18 protein-coding genes are annotated in these 19,637 nt (G+C 62.8%); 8 read left to right on the top strand and 10 right to left on the bottom strand.

The window, feature by feature from the left end; translation table 11 throughout:
* Complete coding sequence (locus ACQ4WM_RS06040) at positions 1-369, bottom strand: response regulator (protein ID WP_436545773.1); 369 nt, start codon at positions 367-369, stop codon at positions 1-3.
* Positions 370-585: 216 nt separating this feature from the next.
* Between ACQ4WM_RS06040 and rpiA the strand changes: the two genes are divergently transcribed.
* The gene (rpiA, locus tag ACQ4WM_RS06035) at positions 586-1,263 is read left to right on the top strand and encodes a ribose-5-phosphate isomerase RpiA (RefSeq protein WP_436545772.1); all 678 of its coding nucleotides are present in this window, start codon (positions 586-588) and stop codon (positions 1,261-1,263) included.
* Between the two features lie 20 nt (positions 1,264-1,283).
* On the opposite strand, the gene ACQ4WM_RS06030 is transcribed toward rpiA, so the two are convergent.
* The gene (locus ACQ4WM_RS06030; protein ID WP_436545771.1) at positions 1,284-1,805 is read right to left on the bottom strand and encodes a DUF6622 family protein; all 522 of its coding nucleotides are present in this window, start codon (positions 1,803-1,805) and stop codon (positions 1,284-1,286) included.
* 154 nt (positions 1,806-1,959) lie between these two features.
* Positions 1,960-2,232 (bottom strand): oxidative damage protection protein, encoded by a 273-nt coding sequence (locus tag ACQ4WM_RS06025; protein ID WP_065310347.1) that lies wholly within the window; start codon positions 2,230-2,232, stop codon positions 1,960-1,962.
* A gap of 243 nt (positions 2,233-2,475) precedes the next feature.
* Here ACQ4WM_RS06025 and kdsA point away from each other — a divergent pair, with 243 nt between their 5' ends.
* Complete coding sequence (gene kdsA, locus ACQ4WM_RS06020) at positions 2,476-3,321, top strand: 3-deoxy-8-phosphooctulonate synthase (protein ID WP_436545770.1); 846 nt, start codon at positions 2,476-2,478, stop codon at positions 3,319-3,321.
* Between the two features lie 14 nt (positions 3,322-3,335).
* On the top strand, positions 3,336-4,613 hold the full coding sequence (gene kdsB, locus ACQ4WM_RS06015; protein WP_436545769.1) for a 3-deoxy-manno-octulosonate cytidylyltransferase: 1,278 nt from the start codon (positions 3,336-3,338) through the stop codon (positions 4,611-4,613).
* Between the two features lie 47 nt (positions 4,614-4,660).
* Here kdsB and argA read toward each other — a convergent pair whose 3' ends face one another.
* Complete coding sequence (gene argA / locus ACQ4WM_RS06010) at positions 4,661-5,971, bottom strand: amino-acid N-acetyltransferase (RefSeq protein ID WP_436545768.1); 1,311 nt, start codon at positions 5,969-5,971, stop codon at positions 4,661-4,663.
* Between the two features lie 57 nt (positions 5,972-6,028).
* On the opposite strand from argA, the gene hrpA reads away from it, so the two are divergent.
* Positions 6,029-10,099: an ATP-dependent RNA helicase HrpA gene (gene hrpA, locus ACQ4WM_RS06005; protein ID WP_436545767.1), complete on the top strand. Its 4,071-nt coding sequence runs from the start codon at positions 6,029-6,031 to the stop codon at positions 10,097-10,099.
* Between the two features lie 49 nt (positions 10,100-10,148).
* Here the strand turns inward: hrpA and ACQ4WM_RS06000 are convergent, their stop codons facing one another.
* Both ACQ4WM_RS06000 and ACQ4WM_RS05995 read right to left on the bottom strand, forming a co-directional pair.
* Complete coding sequence (locus tag ACQ4WM_RS06000) at positions 10,149-10,565, bottom strand: PRC-barrel domain-containing protein (RefSeq protein ID WP_436545766.1); 417 nt, start codon at positions 10,563-10,565, stop codon at positions 10,149-10,151.
* Entirely contained in the window at positions 10,562-10,696 is a 135-nt protein-coding gene (locus tag ACQ4WM_RS05995) for a hypothetical protein (protein WP_436545765.1), read from the bottom strand. The genes ACQ4WM_RS06000 and ACQ4WM_RS05995 overlap by 4 nt, the downstream gene beginning before the upstream one ends.
* A 48-nt stretch (positions 10,697-10,744) precedes the next feature.
* On the opposite strand from ACQ4WM_RS05995, the gene ACQ4WM_RS05990 reads away from it, so the two are divergent.
* A complete protein-coding gene (locus tag ACQ4WM_RS05990; protein WP_436545764.1) occupies positions 10,745-11,890 on the top strand; it encodes an extracellular catalytic domain type 1 short-chain-length polyhydroxyalkanoate depolymerase in 1,146 nt (381 codons plus the stop codon).
* A gap of 3 nt (positions 11,891-11,893) precedes the next feature.
* Here ACQ4WM_RS05990 and ACQ4WM_RS05985 read toward each other — a convergent pair whose 3' ends face one another.
* Complete coding sequence (locus ACQ4WM_RS05985; protein WP_436545763.1) at positions 11,894-13,159, bottom strand: putative Na+/H+ antiporter; 1,266 nt, start codon at positions 13,157-13,159, stop codon at positions 11,894-11,896.
* Between the two features lie 213 nt (positions 13,160-13,372).
* Here ACQ4WM_RS05985 and imuA point away from each other — a divergent pair, with 213 nt between their 5' ends.
* The 3 genes from imuA to ACQ4WM_RS05970 all read left to right on the top strand — a co-directional run bounded on the left by imuA (position 13,373) and on the right by ACQ4WM_RS05970 (position 16,617).
* Complete coding sequence (gene imuA, locus ACQ4WM_RS05980) at positions 13,373-14,083, top strand: translesion DNA synthesis-associated protein ImuA (protein WP_436545762.1); 711 nt, start codon at positions 13,373-13,375, stop codon at positions 14,081-14,083.
* Positions 14,013-15,509, top strand: a complete 1,497-nt coding sequence (locus ACQ4WM_RS05975; protein ID WP_436545761.1) for a Y-family DNA polymerase — start codon at positions 14,013-14,015, stop codon at positions 15,507-15,509. Before imuA ends, ACQ4WM_RS05975 begins: the two co-directional genes overlap by 71 nt.
* Positions 15,510-15,843: 334 nt before the next feature.
* Positions 15,844-16,617, top strand: a complete 774-nt coding sequence (locus tag ACQ4WM_RS05970; protein ID WP_436545760.1) for an alpha/beta hydrolase family protein — start codon at positions 15,844-15,846, stop codon at positions 16,615-16,617.
* 51 nt (positions 16,618-16,668) lie between these two features.
* Here the strand turns inward: ACQ4WM_RS05970 and ACQ4WM_RS05965 are convergent, their stop codons facing one another.
* The 3 genes from ACQ4WM_RS05965 to ACQ4WM_RS05955 all read right to left on the bottom strand — a co-directional run bounded on the left by ACQ4WM_RS05965 (position 16,669) and on the right by ACQ4WM_RS05955 (position 19,613).
* Positions 16,669-17,019, bottom strand: coding sequence for a hypothetical protein (locus ACQ4WM_RS05965; RefSeq protein WP_065310711.1), 351 nt, complete (start codon positions 17,017-17,019; stop codon positions 16,669-16,671).
* A 22-nt stretch (positions 17,020-17,041) separates the two neighbouring features.
* Complete coding sequence (locus ACQ4WM_RS05960; protein ID WP_436545759.1) at positions 17,042-17,677, bottom strand: glutathione S-transferase family protein; 636 nt, start codon at positions 17,675-17,677, stop codon at positions 17,042-17,044.
* A gap of 64 nt (positions 17,678-17,741) precedes the next feature.
* A complete protein-coding gene (locus tag ACQ4WM_RS05955; protein WP_436545758.1) occupies positions 17,742-19,613 on the bottom strand; it encodes a M61 family metallopeptidase in 1,872 nt (623 codons plus the stop codon).
* Between the last annotated feature and the right edge of the window lie 24 nt (positions 19,614-19,637).

Raw genomic sequence — 19,637 nt, 5'->3', positions numbered from 1 at the left:
TCACGCGTCCAGCGTATCGATCAGCGCGTGGATGCGCACTTCCGTGATGGGCTTTTCCATGAAGCCCACTTTCAATTCGCTGGCACGGTTGCGGATGGCATTTTGCACATTCGCCGTCACCAGGAAGATATGGGTCTGCGGATACAGGGCGCGCAACTGTTCGGCGGTTGCCAGGCCACCCATGCCCGGCATATTGACGTCCAGCAGGATCAGGTAAGGATTGAGCGCCTTGACTTTTTCCAGCGCTTCCTCGCCCGTGGCCGCTTCAGTGATCTGCCAGTCGGCATGTTTGCTGAGAATGAACTGATGCGCCATCAAACGTGAAACCCGGCTGTCATCGACAACAAGTACCTGTTTACTGTGAGCCATTTACTATTCCTGAAGCGTTATTTCGGTCAATCTGACATTTTCGCATACATTGCCTGGGCAACCCATAATTTGGCATCAGAATTGCTTTGGGGCAAAAATTTTCATCTTTGCCCGCCTGCCGGCTGTTGCGCCGCCGCCCGTGGCCCTGCCTGGCGGCCTGGCGATCCAGTAAAATAGCGCCACTTCCACTTCCACTTCCACTTCAGCGTTCCCGCCATGACCCAAGACGAATTGAAACAAGCCGTAGCCCGCACCGCGATTGATTATGTTGTAAAAGGCGAAATCATCGGTGTCGGTACCGGCTCGACCGCCAATTTTTTCATCGATGAACTGGCCAGTATCAAGGACAGCATCAAGGGCGCGGTTGCCTCGTCCGAAGCGACGGCCGCCCGCCTGGCCGGCCACGGCATCGCCGTGTTCGACCTGAACGATGTGAGCGAGATTGCCGTGTATATCGATGGCGCCGATGAAATCACGGCTGGCGGCGCCATGATCAAGGGCGGTGGCGCGGCCCTGACGCGCGAAAAAATCGTGGCGTCGGTAGCGAAACAGTTCGTCTGCATCGCCGACGGCTCCAAGCTGGTCGAGACCCTGGGCGCCTTCCCGCTGCCGGTGGAAGTGGTGCCGATGGCGCGCGCCGCCGTCTCGCGCCAGCTGGCTGCACTGGGCGGCACGCCGCGTCTGCGCCTCAAGCCAAATAGCGATGAAGCCTTTATCACTGACAACGGCGGCGAAATCATCGACGTCCTGGGCTTGCAGATTCTTGATCCGGTGGCGCTGGAGCAGCAGATCAACCAGATCGTCGGTGTGATCGCCGTGGGCTTGTTTGCTGCACGCGGCGCCAATGTTTGCTTGCTGGGCACGCCTGAAGGCGTGCGTACGCTGGCTTACTGATCGCCAGCGCTGTCTTGAACTTAAACAGCGGCCCCCTGCGGGCCGCTTGTCATGTGCGCCGCCCGGTACACTGCCAGCGTACGCAGCAAGCCACCGAGGAAGATGCCGCTGAAAACGCCGTACAGCAGGCAGACAGTCAGCACGAAACCCGTCACATGGGCATAGGCCGGATGGATCGCCAGGCTGACCGCCACCGCATACTTCATGCAAAAGATTCCCAGCATCAAAGCCAAAGGCAGCCAGCTGCCGGCCAGCTCCATCGTGCCACGCTCAGGGTGGGCGGTCAGCTTGCTTGGGCTGGTCAGCGACCAGGCGAGCAGGCCACCGGCCAGCGCACCGGCGGCCCAGGCGTATGGTGCGATGCCGTCAAAACCGAAGCTGCCATGCACGCCGGACAGCGACAGGGCCAGCATGACCAGCGGAATGATGCACAGTTTGCGCAAGGTTACTTCGCGCGCACGGCTGGCCAGCACGCCGCGATACACGAGAAAAGCCAGGATGGCCCAGACGTAGAGGGGAGTGTGGCTGAAGAGCTGTTGCATGGTGTCCGCCTTGGAAAGTCGTTGTCGATGGAGACACTTTGCCTGCAAGCGGCGTGGGCGGCGAGTGGACTGCGACGAAACGAAGGAGGGATGCCGTGAAACGGCTGGGGATGGCGTGGAACGGCCCGTGACGGGTCACGGGCCGGTATGCAACTTATTCCGTTGGCGGCACGTAACCCATGGCGGCATCGGCGCCGTCACCGAAGAAGTGCTTTTCCATCTGCGTGGCCAGGTATTTGCGGGCGCGCGCGTCGGCCAGGTTCAGACGGTTTTCATTGACCAGCATGGTCTGGTGCTTGAGCCAGGCAGCCCAGGCTTCTTTCGACACCGATTCGTAAATTTTCTTGCCCAGTTCGCCCGGGTACGGCGGGAAGTCCAGTCCTTCGGCTTCCTTGTTGAGTTTGACGCAATGGATAGTGCGGGCCATCTGTGCTCCTGAATCGGTGTAAAGATAAAGCGTGATTATAAGGCACTTTGCGCGGCGCTACCGGTAGCCATGCCCGGCCGGCAGCGCGGCTTGTTGATCGCCCTTGCGCCAGATCAAATTTGATCTGTGCCGCCCCAGCTAGTAAGATGTGTTGTCGCGCAAGTGCGATCTTGCGCAAGTATTGCATCAATCACGCTTGCCTCAACCACGCGGCCTGCCCGCCCAACAAGAATGGAATCCCCTATGGTCTCGGTCAAAGTCAAGGACATCAGTGTCAGCAATGAAGGCAAGTTTGTGCTGTTTGGCGGCATCAACGTGCTCGAATCGCGCGATCTCGCGCTGCGCGCCTGCGAAGAATATGTGCGCGTCACGCAAAAACTCGGCATCCCCTATATTTTCAAGGCCAGCTTCGACAAGGCCAACCGCTCGTCTATCCACTCCTACCGTGGTCCGGGGCTGGAAGAGGGCATGCGCATTTTCCAGGACGTCAAGGCGGCGTTTGACGTGCCCATCATTACCGACGTGCATGAGCCATGGCAGGCGCAGCAGGTCGCCGAAGTTGTCGACGTCTTGCAACTGCCGGCCTTCCTGGCGCGCCAGACTGACTTGGTGGTGGCCCTGGCCAAGACCGGCAAGGTGATCAACATCAAGAAGCCGCAATTCCTGAGCCCTGGCCAGATGGCCAATATCGTTGAAAAATTCAAGGAAGCGGGCAATGAACAGCTGATCCTGTGCGATCGCGGCACTTGCCTGGGCTACGACAACCTGGTGGTCGACATGCTGGGCTTTGGCGTGATGAAGCGCACCTGCAACGATCTGCCGATCATTTTTGACGTCACCCATGCCCTGCAGCAGCGCGACCCCGGTGGCGCCGCCTCCGGTGGCCGCCGCCAGCAAGTGGCCGACCTGGCCCGCGCCGGCCTGGCCGTCGGCATCGGCGGCCTGTTCCTGGAATCCCATCCCGATCCTGACAACGCGCGCTGCGATGGCCCGAGCGCCTTGCCGCTCGATAAGCTCGAACCGTTCCTGACGCAATTGAAAGCGCTGGACGACCTGGTCAAGTCTTTCCCTGCACTCAATATCAATTAATGGAAAACGGTAAATTGAACCCGCGCCTGGCCATCGTCATTCCGGCCCGCTATGCCTCCACGCGCCTGCCCGGCAAGCCGCTGCTTGAGATTCTCGGCAAACCGATGGTGCAGCATGTGTATGAACGGGCGCTGCAAGTGCCCGGTGTCGACACGGTGGTGGTGGCCACCGATGACGCGCGCGTGCTGGACGCCGTGCGCGGCTTTGGTGGGCGCTGCGTGATGACCTCGCCTGACCACCCATCCGGCACCGACCGCCTGGCGGAAGTGATGCAGACGGTGGATGCCGACATCTATATCAACCTGCAGGGCGACGAGCCCTTGGTGCGGCCGGGCGATATCGCCTTGCTGGCCGAAGGCATGCGCGCGGACAGTTCGGTGCAGGTCGGTACCTTGTGCCATGACATCGATGCTGCCGAGGCGTGCAATCCGAATACGGTCAAGGTGGTATTGGCCGCCAATGGCGACGCCCTGTATTTCAGCCGCGCGGCGATCCCGTTCGCGCGCGATGATGCGCCGGCCCGGTATTTGAAACATGTGGGCGTGTATGCCTACCGGCGCGAAGTGCTGGCCGCGTATTCGGCCTTGCCGGCCGCCATGCTGGAGCAGGCGGAAAAGCTGGAACAACTGCGCCTGCTGGCGGCCGGCCTGCGCATCCGCGCCTTCAAGGTGGCGCCTTCCGGCCCCGGCGTCGATACGCCGGAATGCCTGGCAAGGGTGCGTGCGCTGATGGCGGGCGAAACGCCGGCACCGTTGCCGACCCTGGCCGATATCCGCCTGGTGATTACCGATGTCGATGGCGTGCTGACCGATGGCGGCATTTATTACGACGCCACCGGTGAATGCCTGAAACGCTTCCATGTGCGCGATGGCCTGGGCATGCGCCTGCTGGAAGAAAACGGCGTGCGCGTGGCGGTCTTGTCGGGCCGAGATTCGCCTACCTTGCGCAAGCGCGTGGCAGATCTTGGCATCACCCTGTACCAGTTTGGCGTGAAAGACAAGCATGCCGCCTGCCGCGAGCTGATGGCGCAAGCGGGCGTGGAAGTGAACCAGACCGTCTGCATCGGCGACGACAGCATCGACCTGCCCGCATTTGCCGCCTGCGGCCTGTCGTATGCGGTGGCCGACGCCCCCGTCTACGTGCAGGCGCGCGCCAGCGCTGTGTTGGTGAAAGAAGGCGGCAAGGGCGCCTTCCGCGAACTGGCCGATGCCATCCTGGTCGCCCAGGGGAAGGAGCATGTCTTTGGTTCCGCCGAAGGCTTTTCCACCGTAATGGGAAGAGTCGTCCAATAAAAATGGCCGCCGTGCGCAAGGCAGAGCGGCCATTTCTTCGAGTTTAATTACAAGGTCTTGATCAACACTTGCGACTTGCGCTGCCAGTTATACATATGCTGGCGATCCTTCGGCAGGTCATCCACGGTGGCTGGCAAAAAGCCCCGTTTCTTGAACCAGTGCGAAGTGCGCGTGGTCAGCACGAACAGCTTGGTCAGGCCGGCGGCGCGGGCGCGGTTTTCCATATGCTTGAGGATACGCTCGCCGTCGCCCTGGGTTTGCACTTCGGGGTTGACGATCAGGCAGGCCATTTCGGCCATTTTCTCGGCCGGGAACGGGTACAGCGCGGCGCAGCCGAAAATCACGCCATCGTGCTCGATGACGGAGAAATAATCGATTTCGCGTTCGATCAGTTCGCGGCCCCGTTTGACCAGTGTGCCGTCCGCTTCCATCGGTTCGATCAGCTTGATGATGCCGCCGACGTCTTCGATGGTGGCCTGGCGCAGGCTTTCCAGGTTTTCATGGCTGATCATGGTGCCCACGCCATCGTGGGTAAACAATTCCAGCAGGGCCGAGCCGTCCATCGTGAACGGCACGATATGCGAGCGGTCAACGCCGTTATGGCAGGCCTTCACGCAGTGTTTCAGGTAGAAGGCGGTGGCGTCCGGCAAAAAGCCCGCCATCAGCACGGCTTCGGCCTGGTGCGAGGACAGCTCGCGAATTTCCACGCCAGCGACGTCCGCCATCATCGGCGTTTCGGTAATGAAGATCAGCTTGTCGGCATGCAGGGCGATCGCTGCGCTGCAGGCCACGTCTTCCATGGTCAGGTTGAACGCTTCGCCGGTCGGTGAAAAGCCCAGCGGCGACAGCAGCACCAGGCCGTCGGAACCGAGGATGGAGTGGATGGTTTCGGCGTCGACCTTGCGCGTGATGCCGGTCAGTTCCAGGTCCACGCCATCGATCACGCCCAGCGGGCGCGCCGTGATGAAGTTGCCTGAAATAATACGGATCGCTGCGTTCGACATCGGCGTATTCGGCAGGCCCTGGCTGAAGGCGGCCTCGATATCGAGGCGCAATTCGCCAGCCGCTTCCTTGGCGCATTCGAGCGCGGCGATGTCGGTAATGCGCACGCCGTTGTGAAAACGGCCTTCGACATTACGCAGCGCCAGCTGTTCGGCTACCTGCGGACGCGAGCCGTAAACCACGGTGACATTGATATCGAGCGCATGCAGCAGCGAGAGGTCGTGGGCCAGCACCTGCAGCGCGCCGGCGCTGACGAGCTCACCGGGAAAGCCGACCACGAAGGTCTTGCCGCGAAAGGCGTGGATATAGGGCGCGACGGAGCGCAGCCATTGGACGAATTGAATAGGGTTTTCCATTAAGCGCATTATAATTCGCTGCGCGATGTGCGCGCCTAAAAAACCCGTAAAAAAACAATGTCTTCAGCCAGCAATAAGTCTTCCCCCCCTTCCACTGTTGCGAATGTGCCCAATCCGGACGCTCGCCAGCGTGCGCCCGCCAGCCGCCAGGCTGCGCAAGGCCGCATCGCGCGCGATGCCGCCCACGTCGCGCGCGATGCCGCCCGCGCCACGCGCGAGACGGAAAAAACCTTCCGCAATCCGCTGCCTGTGATCACGTACCCGGAAGACTTGCCGGTCTCGGGCCGGCGCGCAGAGATCGCCAAGGCGCTGCAGGAAAACCAGGTGATCATCGTTTCCGGCGAAACGGGTTCGGGCAAGACCACCCAGCTGCCGAAGATCTGCCTGGAGTTGGGGCGCGGCCAGAAGGGCCTGATCGGCCACACCCAGCCGCGCCGGATTGCCGCCTCGTCGACCGCCAAGCGCATCGCGCAGGAACTCGGTACGCCGCTGGGCGAAACCGTCGGTTTCAAGGTCCGCTTTGCCGATACGCTGACAAAGGGCGCGTCCGTCAAGCTGATGACGGACGGTATTTTGCTGGCCGAGACACAGACTGATCCGCTGCTGAAAAACTACGACACCATCATTATCGATGAGGCGCACGAACGCAGCCTGAACATCGATTTCCTGCTCGGCTATCTGAAGCAACTGCTGCCGCGCCGGCCCGACCTGAAAATCATTATCACCTCGGCCACCATCGATGCGGAACGTTTTGCACGCCATTTCGGCTCGCCTGAAAAACCGGCGCCCGTGATCGAAGTGTCGGGCCGTTTGTACCAGGTGGAAGTGCGCTACCGTCCGGTCGAGCGCGAACAGGTGGCGATGCCCGGTGCCGCGAATCCCGACAAACCGGGCCAGCGCACCGCCGCCGCGCGCGAAAAGCGCGACCTGATGGACGCCGTCGTCGATGGCGTGGAAGAACTGTGCCGTATCGGTTCGGGCGACGTGCTGGTATTTTTGCCCGGCGAGCGCGAGATCCGCGACTGCGCCGAAGCGCTGCGCAAGCACCATCCGCCGCATGTGGAAATCCTGCCGCTGTTCGCACGCCTGTCGGCCGAAGAGCAGGAGCGCGTCTTCAAGACCAGCAATGCACGCCGCATCGTGCTGGCCACCAACGTGGCCGAAACCTCGCTGACGGTGCCCGGCATCCGCTATGTGGTCGATGCGGGCCTGGCGCGCGTGAAACGCTACAGCTACCGCAATAAAGTCGAACAGTTGCAGGTCGAGCCGATCGCGCAGTCGGCCGCCAACCAGCGCGCCGGGCGTTGCGGCCGCGTGGCCGACGGCGTCTGCATCCGCCTGTATGAAGAGCAGGATTATCTGCTGCGCCCCAAATTCACGGAACCCGAAATCCTGCGCTCCTCGCTGGCGGCCGTCATTTTGCGCATGAAATCCTTGCACCTGACGGACGTGGAAACCTTCCCGTTTATCGAGCCGCCGCTGGCGCGCGCGATTGCCGACGGCTACCAGCTGCTGCAGGAACTGGGCGCCGTCGATGACGTCAATAAACTCACGCCTTTGGGCAACAAGCTGGCCAAGCTGCCGCTCGACCCGCGCGTCGGCCGCATGATCCTCGCTGCGCTGGACAACGCCTGCTTGAGCGAAGTGCTGATCGTGGCGTCCGCGCTGTCGGTGCAGGACCCGCGCGACCGGCCGATGGAGCACCAGCAGGCGGCCGATGAAGCGCACAAGAAGTTCGCCGATGAAAAATCGGAGTTCCTCAGCTACCTGAAAATCTGGCGCTGGTTCGAAGCGGCCATCGAGCACAAGAAAACCAACCGCCAGCTGCAGGACAACTGCCGCAGCAATTTCCTGTCGCAGATGCGCCTGCGCGAGTGGCGCGACGTGCACTCGCAATTGCTGACCATCGTCAAGGAGCAGGGCTGGCGCCTGAACGAGGCACCGGCCACGTATGACAACCTGCATATGGCCTTGCTGACCGGTTTGCTGGGCAATATCGGCTTCAAGGGCGAGGACGAACCGGGCGCTGGCTATCTTGGCGCGCGCGGCATCAAGTTCCATATCTGGCCTGGTTCTTCACTGCTGAAAAAGCCGGGCAAGTGGATCATGGCGGCCGAACTGGTCGACACCACGCGCTTGTACGCGCGCTGCGTGGCCAAGATCGAACCCGAGTGGCTGGAAAAAGTCGGCGTGCACCTGCTGAAAAAATCGTGGGGCGAGCCGCGCTGGGAAAAACGTTCGGCACAGGTCACCGCATCGGAGCGCGCTACGCTGTATGGCCTGGTGGTGTACAGCCAGCGCCGCATCAATTATGGCAATTTCAACCTGCCGGAAGCGCGCGAAATATTTATCCGCGACGCGCTGGTGGGCGGCGACTTCGACACGCGCGCGCCGTTCTTTGCGCACAACCACAAGCTGATCAAGGATATTGAAAACCTTGAGCACAAGTCGCGTCGCCTCGACGTGCTGGTCGATGATGAACTGATCGCCGCCTTTTACGACCAGCTGCTGCCGGCCGAGGTATGCAATGGCGCCGGCTTCGAGAAGTGGCACAAGGAGGCCACGCGCGACAACCCGAAGCTGCTGTATCTGAACCGCGAAGAGCTGATGCGCCACGAGGCGGCCGGCGTGACCACCGATCTGTTCCCGAAAACCATGTCGGTGACGGGCCTGGAAATGGGCCTGACCTACCACTTCGAGCCGGGCAGCGTGCGCGATGGCGTCACCTTGAGTGTGCCGCTGTACGCGCTGAACCAGTTGCCGCGCGAGCGCTGCGAATGGCTGGTGCCGGGCATGCTGAAGGAAAAAGTGCATCTGCTGTTGAAATCCTTGCCGCAAAAGCTGCGCCGCCACTGCGTGCCGCTGCCCGACTATGCCGCGAAATTCTGCGAGCGCGTGCACGAGGCCGGCGTATTTGGCCGTGGTGACCTGGTCGACGCCATTATCGCGGACATCCGCACGCAGATCACCATCAATGTGCTGACCACCGACTTCAAGCCGGAAACCCTGCCTGCCCATCACTTCATGAATTTCAAGGTGATCGACGAGCATGGCCGCCAGCTGGACATGGGCCGCAACCTGGCCACCTTGCAGGCCGAATTCGGCGGCCAGGCGCGCCAGAGTTTCCAGAAGCTGGCCGAGGTATCGGGGGTTGCCGGTACGGCTACGCCCGGCGCCAAGGTGGCCGGCAGCCAGGTGGCCGCGCGCTTGCAATCGCAGGCGCAGGCGCCTGCCAAGGGCGCAGCAGCACCGGCGCCAGCCGCCAATAGCGTCGCCCAGCATATGGGCCTGACCGGCTGGACCTTTGGCGAGTTGCCGGAGCTGCTCGAAATCGTGCAGGGCAAGCTGACCCTGATCGGCTTTCCGGCCCTGGTCGACAAGGGCACGCACTGCGACCTGGAAGTATTCGACGATCCGACCGTGGCGGCGCGCACGCACAAGGTCGGCCTGCGCCGGCTGTTCGCGCTGCAGATGAAGGAGCAGATCAAGTTCGTCGAGAAAAGCATTCCGGGCCTGCAGCAGATGGGCATGCAGTTCATGGCCCTGGGTTCGCAGGAAGAACTGCGCGAGCAGATCATCAACAAGGCAATCGACATCGCCTGCCTGCAAGACCCGCTGCCGCTGAACGCCGCTTCCTTCGCCAAACGCCAGGCGGAAGGCAAGTCACGCCTGGTGCTGCTGGTCAATGAAATCGCGCGCCTGCTGTCGCAAGTGCTGACGGAGTTCCACGGCCTGCCCAAGCGCTTGCAGAATATTCCGGCGCCGGCTGCGACCGATATCCAGGCCCAGTTGCAAGGCCTGGTGCATAAACGCTTCCTGACGGAAAACGAATACACCCAGCTGTCGCATTTCCCGCGTTATTTAAAAGCGATCAACGTGCGGCTGGAAAAACTGCGCGCCGACCCGGCCCGCGATACCAGGCTCATGGCCGAATGGCAATCGGCCGCCGCGCCGTATCTGCGCCAGGCAAAAGACCGCCAGGCCGGCAAGAATACCGACCCGAAACTGGTCGATTTCCGCTGGATGCTGGAAGAACTGCGCGTGTCGCTGTTTGCGCAGGAACTGAGGACGCCGATGCCGGTGTCGGCCAAGCGCTTGCAGAAAGTGTGGGAGTCGATGCAGCGATAGACGACGTCGCGTAATCCGACAACATTGTTGACGTCACGGTGGTGTCGGATTACGGCGCTTCGCGCCTGATCCTGCCTGCGCTACTGCCATAAAACGCCTCCATCTGCTGGTGCCACGCGTCGCTGGCCATATCGGGCCAGTTGTTGTGGTCAAAGCCTGGTGCGTCTTTCAGCTGGCTGCTTGCCAGGTTCAGCAGGAAGCGCTTGTTGACGGTGTCCAGGGTCAGCTTTTCCCATGGCACGGCAAACAGCTTTCCGCCCAGGCCCAGCATGCCGCCGAAGGACAGCACGGCATAGGCGATCTGGCCGCTGCGCATGTCGAGCATGAGTTCCTTGATTTCACCAAGTTCTTCATCGCTGTGGTTGTGGACATCGTCGCCGATCATGGTGTCGGCGCCCATCAGTGCAGGGCCGGGGCCGGTGTCGTTGCGGTATATGCCCAGCATGTCGCGGTCCAGGTAGCTCATGGTGTTTTTTTCCAGTCAAGTGGATGGCGTGCGTAGTGAGCGTCCAGAATAAGCATGGCGCCCGGCAGGCGTTTGAGTTGCCTCAATTGTGTCAGGGGAACTTTTAAATGCTCAGGATCGTGCAGTGCCATGCTGCAAGTGCGGTACGCTATGGTATCCAATCAGGAGGCTCAGCGATCATGGTTAAACCTGCTACCACCTGGCTGCGCGGCTTGCTGCGTGCCGGCAAGACGCAGCAGCGCACGGCCACCAGGCTGGCCAAGGTGCTGTTCGGTCCACCGTCAGCCAAGCCCGCTTCCAAACCGCGCCGCAAAGCGGTGGCCAAGGCCGCGCCGTCGGGCCCCAAGCCGCTGGCGCCGCCACGCGTGCGCAAGAAGGCCGCGCCCGCGCCGGGCAAGTGGCTGGCCTCGCACTATGCGCCGCTGGTGGAGCCGGGGCAGTTGCCCGGCCGGCGCCTGCCGTATTATCTGTATTTACCCGACAAGGCACCCAGCGTCGCCATGCGCAGCCGTGGTCGGCCGCTGCTGGTGATGCTGCATGGTTGCGAACAGAGCGCCACCCAGTTTGCCGAAGGCGCGCGCATGAATCGCCTGGCCGAACGCAAGGGCTATGCGGTGCTGTATCCGCAGCAGTCGCTGCGCTCGCATGCGCGGCGCTGCTGGAAATGGTATGAAAAGCTTACCCAGGATGGCGGCGGCGACGTTGGCCTGATCGTTGGCGCCATCGCCCAGGTGGCGGCGCGCTACCCTGTCGACCTTACACGCATCTATATTTGCGGCATGTCCGCCGGTGCCGGCATGGCCCATATCGTGGCCTTGAACCATCCGCAGCTGTTTGCCGCCGTGGGCCTGCATTCGGGGCCCATGTTTGGCGCCGGCCACAGCCTGATCGGCGCCATGCATGTGATGCAGCACGGGGCCGCCAGCCGGGTCGACAGCGCCATCGATGAAGTGCTGGCGCGCCAGCCGATGTTTCCGCGCCTGCCTACTGTACTGATCCAGGGCCGGCAAGACAATGTGGTGCGCCCCATTAACCAGGCCCAGCTGGTGCGCCAGAGCATACGCCTGAACCGCATGCCGTCGGACACCGTGGTGACAGCTGAGCGCTGGCCGCCGGGCGCTGTGGGCAGCCGTAGTTCCGCGCATGGCTATGACCTGCATGATTACCAGGTGGGCGGGCAGTTGCTGCTGCGGGTGGCGCAGATCGAGCAGCTGGAGCACGCCTGGAGTGGTGGCGACGCCAGCCTGCCGTTCAATGCCAAGCCGGGGCCCGATGCCAGCAAGCTGCTGCTGGACTTTTTTGCGCGCCACCAGCGGCGGCGCTAGCGATTACAGCAGCAGGAAGGCCAGCGCCGCCACGATGGTGGGCGGCAGGGCGCCGGCCAGCAGGCCCAGCGCGCCTATCGATTCACTGTCGAAGCCGCGCCGCAGCAGGGCCACGCCGGCCGGATTCGGCGCATTGGCGATCACCGTCAGGCCGCCGCCGGCCACCGCGCCCGCCATCAGCATGTATTTGGCTTCTTCGCCGATGCCAACGATCAGCGAACCGAGGTAGGTGAGGGCGGCATTGTCGGTAATCGCCGTCAGGCCCAGCGCGCCGAAGAACAGGGCCAGCGGCTGCAGGTTTGACACAATCGGCTGTAACCACCATTGCTGCATGCCACCGAGCACCACCAGCCCGGCCAGGAAAAAGCCGACCAGCAAACCTTCCTTCAGGATCAGGGGGCTTTGATAGCGTTCATACGCCTGCACGAAACCGAGAAAGAATAGAAACAGTCCCATGAACAATACCGGGTGATGCGCCAGGGCCACCACGCCGGCCAGCACGGCCAGGTGGACCAGGCTGATGGCCAGTGGGACTTTCGGAAGCTCGACGGCGCCCGGTTTCGGCTTGATGTCGGAGGTATTGCTGTGCAAATACTTGCGCAACAGCAGGCAGGCGCCGGTCGAGTTGACCAGCACGGCAATTGCCGCTTTCCAGCCAAAATGGCTGGCCATAAAGGCGCTGTCCCAGTTCCAGGTGGTGGCCACCATCAGCACCGGCGGCGCTGCATACGAGGTCAGCGTGCCGCCGATGGAAACGTTAACGAACAGCACGCCCAGCGCGCCATATTTCAGCCATTCGGGTATGCCTGGGCGAAAGATTTGCGGCGCCAGCATCAGCGCCGCCAGCGTCATGGCAGCCGGCTCGGTAATCAGGGAGCCGGTCAGCGGCACCAGCGCCAGGCCCAGCCAGGCCAGCGCCAGTTCGGTACGCAGTGGCATGGCGCGCGCCACGCCTTTCAGCAGGCGCTGCACGGCGTCGAGCACGGGGTGCGAAGCGGCCACCACCATGACGACAAAGACGAACAGCGGTTCCGTGTAATGGCGCGATTCGGCATAGCTGATTGCTGCGTCGCCGCCGGAAACGAAGGCCATGGCAATAATCAGGATAAACGCCCAGAAACCGAACACGACTTCCACCTCGCCCAGCAGATGAAACAGGCCGGCATGGCGCGGATGGCGGTCGGCCAGCAGGTCAAACGACTTGGCGGCAAAGGTATGGATGAGGGCGAGGCCAAAGATGACGGCGCTGATCAATTGTATGGTGGTCAAATCAGATGTCCTTGAAGAATAAGAAACCGGCGCTGCCATGCTGGCCGGTAAGGAGAGTACTGATGGTACAGCAATCGTGATCACTACCAGTGTTCCGGCACCGCGAAGCGGCCCCTGCTGCGGCTTGCAGAGCATGCACAGACAGATAAGCCTTGCCAAAACGGCCTGCGAATAGTACTGTATATTCATACAGTATTTTCCTTGGGTACTTTCATGCAACATTCCGAACTGATGGCCTCGCCGGAAGCCTTGCACCCGTCCTTGTGGCGCGCCTCGCAGCTGGGTCAGGGTGCGGCGCGCTGCATCGACACCGGCTTTGCCGCCTTGTCGGCACAGCTGCCGGGCGGCGGCTGGCCCACGGGCAGCCTGGTCGACCTGCTGGTACAGCAGGCCGGCAGTGGCGAATTGCGGCTGCTGGCGCCGGCGCTGGCGCAATTGCAGGGCTTGCCCATCGTGCTGCTGCAGCCACCGCATCCGCCACAGGCGCTGGCGCTGGCCGCGCAAGGCTTGCATCCGTCGCAACTGCTGTGGCTGCGCAGCGCCAGCAGCAAGGATGCCTTGTGGGCGGCGGAAAACATCTTGCGCAGCGGCAGTTGCGGCGCGCTGCTGTTCTGGCAAAGCCAGGTACGCGCCGACAGCCTGCGCCGGCTGCACTTGGCGGCGCAGGGCGGCAACACCCTGTTTTTCATGCTGCGCCCGCTGCATGGCGCGCAAGATGCATCGCCGGCGCCGCTGCGCCTGTCGGTGCGGCCGGCCGCCGGCGGCATCGAGCTCGGCTTTATCAAACGCCGGGGACCGCAGCGCGATGCGCCGCTGTTCCTGCCCTTGCAACCTCCTTCTTTACTGCAGCGCCATGCGCCTCTGGATCGGCCTTTGCCTGCCCCGGCTCCCGCTCGACGTGTTCTTGCCGAACTGGTCGGCTGACACCTTGTGCATCGTGCTCGAGCACGAACAGGTAATTGCCCTGTCGCCGCTGGCGCGCGCGGCAGGTATCAAGCCGGGCATGCGCCGCGCCGGCGCCCTGATGCTGGCGCCGCAGGTGCGCGTGCATCAACGCTCGCTTGAGCTGGAAGCGCAGGCACTGCAGGAGGTGGCGCTGGCGCTGCTGCAATATTCGCCGCAGGTGGCCAGCGCCGAGGAAGCGACCTTGCTGGTCGACGCGGGCGCCAGCCTGCGCCTGTTCGGTGGCGTGCGCGCGCTGTGCCGCAACATCGAAGCGAGCTTGCGTGCACTCGGCTACACGGCCGTGCTGTCGTGCGCGCCGACGGCGCGCGGCGCCTGGCTGCTGGCGCAAGGGCGTGCAAAGGCCGGCGCAAGATCGGCGCGCGCCCTTGGCATGGCCAGCCTGGTGCGCCAGCTTGATCGCTTGCCGTGCGCCCTGTTGCCGCCAGCACGCGCGTATCTGGACTGGTTTGAAGGCATAGGCTGCATCAGCCTGGGGCAAATGCGCCGCTTGCCGCGGCCAGGCCTGCAGCGCCGCTGCGGACGGCCTTTGCTTGACATGCTCGACGATGCGCACGGCCACAGCACGGAATTGTTCGTGTGGATACAAGCGCCACCGAGCTTTTGCGCCGCGCTGGAATTGTTCGACCGCGTGGAAAACGCCGACGCGCTGCTGTTCGGCGCGCGTCGCCTGCTGCAGCAAATGACGGGCTGGCTGTGCGCGCATCAACTGGCTGTCGCGCGCATCGAATTGCTGCTGATCCATGAGCGGGGCCGGGTGGCGAAACCGCCCACCGTGCTGGTGCTGGCGCTGGGCGAGGCCGTCTGGCGCGATGAGCATCTGGTGCGCCTGCTGCGCGAGCGGCTGGCGCAAGTAAAGCTGGACGCACCCGTGATCGGCTTGAGCTTGTCCGCGCCACAAGTGCAGGCGATGGCGCCACCCAGCGACAGCCTGTTTCCCGAGCCGGGCGGCACGCCGCAGGAACGCCAGCGTCTGATGGAATTGCTGGTGGCGCGCCTGGGCGTGGAGAATGTATTGCAGGCCATGCCGCAAGCCGACTACCGGCCCGAAGCGGCCAACCGCTGGCTGCCGCTGCCGGCCAGGGCACCCGCCAAAAGCGCCGCACCCGACTTGCCGCCGGGCCTGCCCGGCATGCCCAGGCCCGGCTGGCTGCTGGCCCAGCCGATCGCCCTGTTGATACGTGAAAACCGTCCGTTTTACGGTTCACCTTTGAAGATGGTGTCGATGGCCGAGCGCATAGAAGCGGGCTGGTGGGGCCAGTCGCAGGCGCGCGATTATTTCATCGCCGAGGGCAGCGACCATGCCCATTACTGGGTTTACCGCGAACGCATTGCAGGCAATGCGGAAGAAGCGCCACGCTGGTATTTGCATGGGTTGTTCAGTTGAATCTCATATCACATCGACGTCGGGAAACCTGATGCCCTAAACTGTGCTGCGCATTGAAAGAGCAAGGCCTAAAAACTTTAAAATGGCGGGCGGAGACGCGGCCCTGAGAAAATGCCGATGGCGGCGTTGCAGCTCCTAGCCGTACATGCGTACTGTCGTCGTCGCTGCGCCTTGCCCTCGACATTTTTCAGGCCCGCTTGGCCCGGGAAGCCTGTGCGGGTGACTGGTGTTTTAATACACTTTGCTGGCGTGCTTGTAGCCCAGAACATGCTTGCGCCAGTGGCGCTACAATGCTCCATCGCCGGGCATATGCGGCAGCTTTTGATAAACACTTATGAAATCCACCCGGCAAGACTTCCCCGGCGCACACGGCCATCGGCTGGCGGCGCGGCTCGATGCGCCCGAGGGCGCGATTCGCGCGTATGCGCTGTTTGCCCATTGTTTTACTTGCGGCAAGGATGTGCTGGCCGCGCGGCGCATTGCGCAGGGGCTGACCGAACACGGCATCGCCGTGCTGCGCTTTGACTTTACGGGTCTCGGTGCCAGCGAAGGCGAATTTGCGGCCACCAATTTTTCCTCGAACGTCGACGACCTGGTCGCTGCCGCTGATTTTCTGCGGGCAAAACACGCTGCGCCGCAATTGCTGATCGGCCATAGCCTCGGTGGTGCGGCCGTGCTGGCCGCTGCCGCGCAGGTGCCGGAAGCGACTGCCGTGGTGACCTTGGCGGCGCCCAGCACGCCGGCGTACGTGACGCGCATGTTCAGCGCCCACCTGGACCAGATCGCCGCCGATGGCGAGGCGCTGGTGCAGCTGCAAGGGCGGCCGTTTCGCATCCGCCAGCAATTCGTCGACGATGCGGGCAGCCACAGCCTGAAAGAATGCATCGCCGGCCTGCGCCGCGCGCTGATGGTGATGCATGCGCCGAACGACACCACCGTCAGCCTGTCGAACGCCATGGATATTTTCACGGCCGCGAAACACCCGAAAAGCTTTGTTTCGCTCGACGACGCCGATCATCTTCTGACCGGGCGCGACGATGCGGCCTATGTCGCCAACGTGATCGCGGCCTGGAGCGCGCGCTATCTGGCACAGCCGGAAGCACCATGAAAAACGCCGCACCGGCAAAAAGCGGGTGCGGCGCAGTGGAGGGGTAAAAACTTACTCGTCGTCGAATTCGGCCGATAAATCTTTCCAGCCCTTGCTGGCGGCAAAGGCGGAAAACTCTTCCGGTGCTTCGAGCACGATCAGTTTCTTGTCTTGCAGGCCCAGGTCGCCATGGCCGAAGTCGGGGCCGACGTAGCCGAGGCTGCGCAGGCGCGCCAGGATATGGCCGACCAGGGTCTTGTCTTTATACGCGCCCGCTTCGAGCGGGGCGGAAAAATCGACATATACGTCGATAATGCCGTAGCCTTCGTCGAAAATGCGGATGGCTTTGATGTCGTGGGCACGGCCGGAGCCGTCGGTGGCCTTGAAAGGGCCGCTGAGCTGGATGTCGGTGTCATTGTTCATGCTGTCAGCATACACCAATCAATCAGACTTTGGGCAGGGCCATGCCGCGCTGCACGGCCGGGCGTTCGCCCACCAGCGTCAGCCAGCGCTGCAGCGCGGGACTCGTTTCGATTTGCGCACCCAGCGTGTCCTTCAAGCGTTCTTCTGCCGCACGGACCCACGGATAGGCGGCGATATCGGCGATGGTGTACTCGCTGCCGGCCAGCCACGGCGCTGCACTCAGCTGTTTTTCCATTACCTTGAGCAATCTTTCGGCTTCTTCCCGGAAACGTTTTAAAGCTTGTTCGGACTTTTCCTCGGCGCGCTCGAAGTAGCCCAGCTGGCCCAGCATGGGACCGAGGCCGCCGATTTGCCAGCTCAGCCATTCCAGCGCCTTGTAGCGAGCAGGGCCTGACGGCGCCAGGAAACGCTGGTGTTTTTCTGCCAGGTAAATCAGGATGGCGGCGCTTTCAAACAGTGGCAGCGCACCGCCCTCGGCATCTTCGTCGACGATGGCAGGGATCTTGTTATTGGGCGAAATGGCCAGGAACTCCGGCGTGAATTGCTGGCCTTCGCCGATATTGATCGCTTCGATGCGGTAGGGAATGCCCAGTTCTTCAAGCAGGATGGTGGGCTTGCGGCCGTTGGGCGTGGTCCAGGTGTAGAGCGTGATCATCATTTCTCCTCGGATGGAAATCTGTGCCATCTTAAAACGGCAGCGCGCACACCAGCGCGCGATAGCCTTATTTCAACGCTTGCAAGATGGTGCCCAGCCGATCGGGCGTACCGGCAAGCCGTTCCAGCTGCGGATACTTCAGGCCGCCGTGATAGTCGAGCGCGACGGTCTGGAACTGCTTGCCCTTTTTCACCAGCAAATTGATGGGTTCGCTGCCATCTTTGGCGGCCTTGATGGCCGCTTTCAACAGTTTGGGCGTATAGGCCGTGCCATTCACCGCCAGCAAGGTCGTGTTGCCCGACAGGCCAGCCTTGAAGGCGGGACCGTCCCACAGCAGCCGGCCCAGCTTGCCATCCTTGTCGATTACCACGCCCAGCGAATACGTCAGGTCGGTGCTTTTGCTGCGCTCTTCATCGGCTTTCAGGAAAGCCGTGGGCGTGTCGCGATAGACCAGCTTCCAGCCGGCGCGCGCCAGGCCGTCCAGCGGCGCGCCGGGGCCGTGGCCGTCCACGCGGCTGCGCAGGAAGGTGGCCCAGTCGTAAGGCTGCACCTTGTCGAGCGCCGCCACCACATCGTCGAGAGTGTAGGGCAGCGGCGTGGTGCTGCCGTCGTTGACGCCAAAAAATGCGCGTGCGAAGTCGTCCAGGGAACGGCGCTCGTGCGACAGTTCGCGGATCAGGGTGTCGACGTCGAGCCAGATCAGTGCGCCTTCCATGTAGTAATCCTCGTCGCGCTGCCAGCTGCTCCAGCCCTGCGGGCGGCGGGCGTTGATGACGGGATCGTTGGTGGTGTCGGCCAGGGTGCGCCAGCTGCGCCCGGGCGCCACGTCGTAGCGTGCGGCGGTGGCGGCGAACAGGTCGCGCATGTGCGCCGGGTCGACCAGGCCGGAACGCGCCGCCAGCACATTGCCCCAGTACTGGGTCTGGCCTTCGTAGACCCACAGCAGGCTGTTTTGCAGCGGTGTGTTGAAGTCCGGCGTGTCCTGGCCGGCCGGACGGCGGAATTTTCCGTTCCACGAGTGCGTCAGTTCATGCGGCAGCAGCACGCGCACCGGTGCAGTCTTGTCCCAGTCGCTGAAGTAGCCGGGCTTCACGCCGTTCTCGCTCGACTGCTGATGCTCGCGGCCGATGCCGCCGAATTCATCGCTTTGCGCCAGCAGGAAATCGTAATGTCTGTAATGGCGCGAGGCGAATAATTTATACGCCTGCTGCATCAGCGCGCGGTGCGGCGCGATCTGTTCCGGCGTCGCTTCCAGGCTGTCGGCGCTATCGGCCACCAGGTTCAGGTGGACCGGGAACCTGGCGCCGGGATCGAGGTCGATGCGCTTGAAATAGCGGCCGGCAAACACCGGCGAATCGACCAGGGTTTCCAGGTCCAGCGGCTTGAAGGCCACCTGCTGGCCTTGCGGCGTTGCCGCCTGGCTTTGCACTTCCAGAGCGCTGCCGAACTGCCAGCCGGCCGGCAAGGTCAGATTCGGCTGCACGCTGATTTCGCGCGTGGGCCGGCCAGCCGGATACAGGGCCATGGCCTGCCACTGCACGCCCAGCATTTCGCGCGTCATGGTAATGCGGCCCTGGTTCGCTTCGACCGGCGACAGGAACTGGTACTGCGCTTCGACCGTGGACGCGCCGGCTGGTACGGTGACGTGGAAGGCGAACATATTGACCGGATCGCGCCGCCATTCCAGGTTCTGGCCATTGGCCGACAGGCGCAGGCCCGCCAGTTGATTCAGCGGCCCGCTGGGGCCGTGGTTGCCTGGTATCCATTGCGGGTAGAGCAGGATCATCTCGCCGGGAACGGCCGGTATCGATGCCTTGATCTGGAAAATCTGCTGCGCCACATTGCTGGCGTCGACATTGAGCACGATGGGTATGGCGGCCTGCGCATGGCAGGCGACGGCGAACAGCAGGGCAAACAAGGGGCGCGGGGTAATGGGCATGAGTGGCAGGTAGTTAAACAAGAG

Origin of the sequence: Janthinobacterium longum, from assembly GCF_051380735.1 — a bacterium.
Classification (GTDB): domain Bacteria; phylum Pseudomonadota; class Gammaproteobacteria; order Burkholderiales; family Burkholderiaceae_D; genus Janthinobacterium.
This window is presented reverse-complemented; position numbering and strand designations above follow the sequence as displayed.